Below are 3,917 nucleotides of genomic sequence, written 5' to 3' on the forward strand. Positions count from 1 at the left end.
TGCTCGTGGACTACAACGTAGCCCTGCACCTCGTCCTCGTCCACGACGAGCCCCGATCCCGCCGCCGCCCGTCCGGCCAGGAAAGGGACAGCCCGGAAGCGATGGGCGCCCTCGGTCTGCTCGAAGGCGTCCAGGTCATCGGTAAAGATCACCGGATCGTCCTGTTGCCTCTGCGCGACCTCGATCCGGCGGTCCAGTTCCGCGAGCAGAACCGCCGTCGGTGCCGCCACGTATGCCCCCTGCGTTTCAGCTGGGCTCCCAGCTTTTGGAATGTACCGCACACCTGCGCCCGTCAACAACCAGTTGATGCTAAGCCCATGCTGTTGTGCGAGATAGGTGCACAGTTCCTGGGGCACTGGATGCCGGTCATGTTCAATCAGGGACACATATGCGCCGGTCTTCCCGAAGATTCTCCCGAGGGTCGCCTGCGAAATCCGCAGCCGTTGTCGAATTTCTCTAAGTCGTTGTCCTGGTGTTCCTTGCATCATAACGGCGCACCGTAAGAGGACGCTCCTCTACAAGTATGACTTGCCATCGCACAAGCAATGCTATAAGATGCACTCTGTAACTCCAGGGCCGGAGAGGAGACATGGCCATGTGTCTGACACCACAAGACAGCAGACGGGGGATCATAATCGGCCTCCCGATGCGAGCGAGCTCGGCGGACTCTCCGGCCAAAGAGGTGTCCCGCTGGGCTCGCTTCCTTTGCGTATCCCATTTTACCACACAAGTGTCGTCCCCGCAAGCCTTGTCTGACATAGCACGGCACACGCGGGGCTAACCGGAGACACCGTATGAGCCCCACCACGGACAAGTCGAAGAAGCGTCGTCAACCGCCGCGCCTGCCCGACCGCACCCTCTGGGACGTGCGACCCGGCCAGCAGGTGCTCAGCCCCGAGCAGACCGCCGAACGGCTCGGCATCAGCCGCGCCCGCTTCTACGAGATGCTGCCATACCTCCTCGCCGAGTGGGGCCTGAAGCGCGTCAAGGTGCGCAACAGCTGGAAGTACCTGGAGTCGTCCGTCGACAAGATGCTGATCCGCGCCTCCAACTGCGAGACGCCCATCTGCCCGCCGGAGCTCATGGTCGAGGCCCGGGAGGTGCCGGATGGCGACTGACACCCACGCACTCGTCGACCACAAGCGCACGCACTGGTCCTCGCGCGCCGCCCGCCGCGTCATCGCCGGCCTCATTCGGGTGGGCGGCTCCGCCACCAGCATGGAGCTCGCGCGCGAGATCGACGCGGTCGCCGTCTCGACCGATATCCATGCCGCCCGCTGCTGGCTCGCCGCTCTCGGCTTCGTGACTGAGCGGGACGGCGACCCCATCCACACGGCCGATGAGGGCCGCAACAGGCAAGGCCGGCGCGTCTACCGCTACACGCTGCGCCTCGACGTAATGGCGGCCTTCGCCGCCAAGACCATGGGCGGCGAGTAAAGGAGCACGCAATGACGAAGCTAGAATCCAGAATACTGCGGCTGATGACGGCAATCCCCATGTGGCTACTGATGGGGCTGGGACTGAGCGTGCTGGCAGTATTCGCGGTGATCATTCTGTACACAACGGGGGGTGACGCTGGAGCCGATCGCTACAGGATGGGGCCCCATCTTGAGCCGGCAACCCCGCCGCCCCCTTCGATTCTTCTGCTGAAGGCAGCGCAGTCGACGCAGATCTTTCAGACTCCGCCCGCCGGTGAGGTCACGCTGCACCTCCCGCACGGGCCGGGCAACCCCCGCAACTGCATGGGCGCCTTCGTGACGCTCGCAGGCGGGCGCGTGCTTCTGGCCTACCAGCACCACACGGGCGAGGACTGGGACGACATGTCGCCGGCGGTCGTCACGGGGCGGATCAGCGAGGACGGCGGGCGCACGTGGGCGGCGCAGGACCGGCTGCTCGTGGCGAACGATGCCGCCTGCAACGTCGGGGGGCCGTCGCTGTTGCGGCTCGACGACGGCCGGATCGGGCTGTGGTATCACCGGATGCAGTCGCTGGCGGACTGTCGGCTGTGGATGCGCACAAGCGCGGACGAGGGCGAGAGCTGGGGCGAGCCCGTGCTGTGCATGCCCGCGCCGGGCTACTTCGTGATTGCCAATCAGCGTGCCGTCCGGTTGGCTGGCGGCCGCCTGATGGTGCCTGCCGCCTACCATCGCACGCGCCTGGACGACCTCAGCGATCCGGCCGCTTTCGACCTGCGCGGCATCTGGATGTTCTTCCTCTCCGACGATGCCGGGCAGACCTGGCGGGAGGCGGCGGACTGGTGGACGCTTCCCCGCGCATCGGTATCGGGCGCACATGAGCCGGGCGTGGTCGAGTTGGCAGACGGGAGTATCTGGTCCTGGGCGCGGACCAGCACCGGGCGGCAGTGGCAGATGCGCAGCGAGGATGGCGGGGAGCGCTGGTCCTTGCCCGCTCCTACGCACCTGCGCAGCCCGATCAGTCCGATGGCTGTGGCGACACTGCCGACGGGCGATCTGCTGGCCGTCTGGAATGACCGCGACCGCCGGTGGGGTCTGCCTCTGCCGGACCTGGCGAGCCGGCGCACACCCCTGACGTGCGCGCTCTCCAGCGACGGGGCGCGCACGTGGCATTCGGCGCAGCTCATCGAGTCGGACGTAACGCGCGCCTACAGCTACCCGGCGATCCACGTGGTCGGGGACGCCGTGTTGCTGGCGTACGGCTGCTCGGAAGACCCCTCGGGCCTGCCGGAGATGTGCGTGCGGCGTGTGCCGATCGGGTGGTTCTACGGCCTCGCGGAATGACCACGAATGGACAGGGAGGACGACATGCAGACCGCCTGCGCCGACGTAGCCGCCTGGATGTGCAAGCGGCGGGAGGAGGCGCCCAGCATCATGTATTCGATCCCACAGTACGCGGCAGCGCGTTCGCTGGCTGAATGCAGACTGCGCGGCGGTCCACCGACGCAAGACAGCGAGCCCGCGCGGTGGGCGCGCCTTGAGAGTCTGGAAAGAGAGGGGACCATCCGATGAGGCGAGCGAATGACGGCGACATGGCGTTCCCGCAGAACTGCCAGGCGAGCGGACGCGGATCTGTCCAGGTGAACGGAGGCACAGTATGACGACGAGAGCCGGAGTCAGCAGAGCGGGCGTGGACATGCCGCTGCGGCCGTATGTCATCCGGCTGGAGGCAGTCGTTCAACTCCAGGCGCACACGCGAGAGGAGGCGGAACGGCTGGCGCTGAGCTTCATCGATGCCAGCCGGCGGGAGTACTTCCGCGCATCGGCCCAGGTCACGCTGGAGCTTCTGCCGCCGTTGCATCCGGACGACATGCCCGAGGGCGCATCTGCCCAGGAGCAGCGGGCAGCCCTGCGTGCGCATGAGTGCGCTGCCGCAGGCCGCGGGCCTGACCTGTACGAGTAGAGCCGACGGCCTGCGCCGGCCGCGCTGACCGGCAGGGCCGAACCGCCCGGGCGGGGACTGTCCGCCCCGCCCGGGAAACCCACTGGAGGATGCCATGGCGAAGAAGGTCATCGAGATGGACGGAGATGCAGTCAGCAACAGGAAGATGACTTCTGAGCAGATCACGATCCTCTACGAGCACCGGTCTGAGGTCGCCGGCGCCGGGCGCGCGCTGGATGCCGCAAGGCTCAAGGCCAAAGAGGCGCGGCAGGATTACGACCAGGCCATCGACGACATGATGGCCTACGTCGACGAGCTACGCAGCGGCCAGACACGGCTCCCACTGAAGGATCGGGAGCCGGAGGACGAGGAGGTCGAAGCATGAGCGGCCAGCGCGATGACTACGGCAACGAGGTGGCCGACTGTGTGACGGCGGCATTCGCGCCGAGCATGCAGAAGACCCTGGAAGAGGAAGAGGTCCGCGATCCGCGCCTCACCCACTCGCGCCTGCGGTGCGCCCGCAAGTGCATGCGGCTCCACTACTGGCTGTACGAGTGCGG

6 protein-coding genes are annotated in these 3,917 nt (G+C 66.8%); 5 read left to right on the top strand and 1 reads right to left on the bottom strand.

What is annotated here, in order from left to right; all coding sequences use genetic code 11:
• Positions 1 to 230 (bottom strand): hypothetical protein (locus VM221_12980; protein ID HUT75735.1); only part of this gene is annotated, 230 nt, incomplete at its 3' end.
• Positions 231 to 794: 564 nt separating this feature from the next.
• On the opposite strand from VM221_12980, the gene VM221_12985 reads away from it, so the two are divergent.
• The 5 genes from VM221_12985 (at position 795) to VM221_13005 (ending at position 3,742) form a co-directional block, all read left to right on the top strand.
• Positions 795 to 1,118: a hypothetical protein gene (locus tag VM221_12985; GenBank protein HUT75736.1), complete on the top strand. Its 324-nt coding sequence runs from the start codon at positions 795 to 797 to the stop codon at positions 1,116 to 1,118.
• The gene (locus tag VM221_12990; GenBank protein ID HUT75737.1) at positions 1,108 to 1,437 is read left to right on the top strand and encodes a hypothetical protein; all 330 of its coding nucleotides are present in this window, start codon (positions 1,108 to 1,110) and stop codon (positions 1,435 to 1,437) included. The genes VM221_12985 and VM221_12990 overlap by 11 nt, the downstream gene beginning before the upstream one ends.
• Before the next feature lie 11 nt (positions 1,438 to 1,448).
• Positions 1,449 to 2,759, top strand: coding sequence for a sialidase family protein (locus tag VM221_12995; GenBank protein HUT75738.1), 1,311 nt, complete (start codon positions 1,449 to 1,451; stop codon positions 2,757 to 2,759).
• A 313-nt stretch (positions 2,760 to 3,072) separates the two neighbouring features.
• On the top strand, positions 3,073 to 3,378 hold the full coding sequence (locus VM221_13000; GenBank protein HUT75739.1) for a hypothetical protein: 306 nt from the start codon (positions 3,073 to 3,075) through the stop codon (positions 3,376 to 3,378).
• A gap of 94 nt (positions 3,379 to 3,472) precedes the next feature.
• Positions 3,473 to 3,742 carry a hypothetical protein gene (locus VM221_13005; protein HUT75740.1) on the top strand — a complete coding sequence of 90 codons (270 nt, stop codon included), beginning with the start codon at positions 3,473 to 3,475 and terminating at the stop codon, positions 3,740 to 3,742.
• The last annotated feature ends 175 nt before the right edge of the window (positions 3,743 to 3,917 follow it).

Source organism: Armatimonadota bacterium (genome assembly GCA_035527535.1).
GTDB lineage: Bacteria > Armatimonadota > Hebobacteria.

Bases quoted from the DNA above. Each gene is read 5' to 3' on its own strand.
- VM221_12985 (HUT75736.1), top strand. From the start codon at position 795: ATGAGCCCCACCACGGACAAGTCGAAGAAGCGTCGTCAACCGCCGCGC.
- VM221_12990 (HUT75737.1), top strand. From the start codon at position 1,108: ATGGCGACTGACACCCACGCACTCGTCGACCACAAGCGCACGCACTGG.
- VM221_12995 (HUT75738.1), top strand. From the start codon at position 1,449: ATGACGAAGCTAGAATCCAGAATACTGCGGCTGATGACGGCAATCCCC.
- VM221_13000 (HUT75739.1), top strand. From the start codon at position 3,073: ATGACGACGAGAGCCGGAGTCAGCAGAGCGGGCGTGGACATGCCGCTG.
- VM221_13005 (HUT75740.1), top strand. From the start codon at position 3,473: ATGGCGAAGAAGGTCATCGAGATGGACGGAGATGCAGTCAGCAACAGG.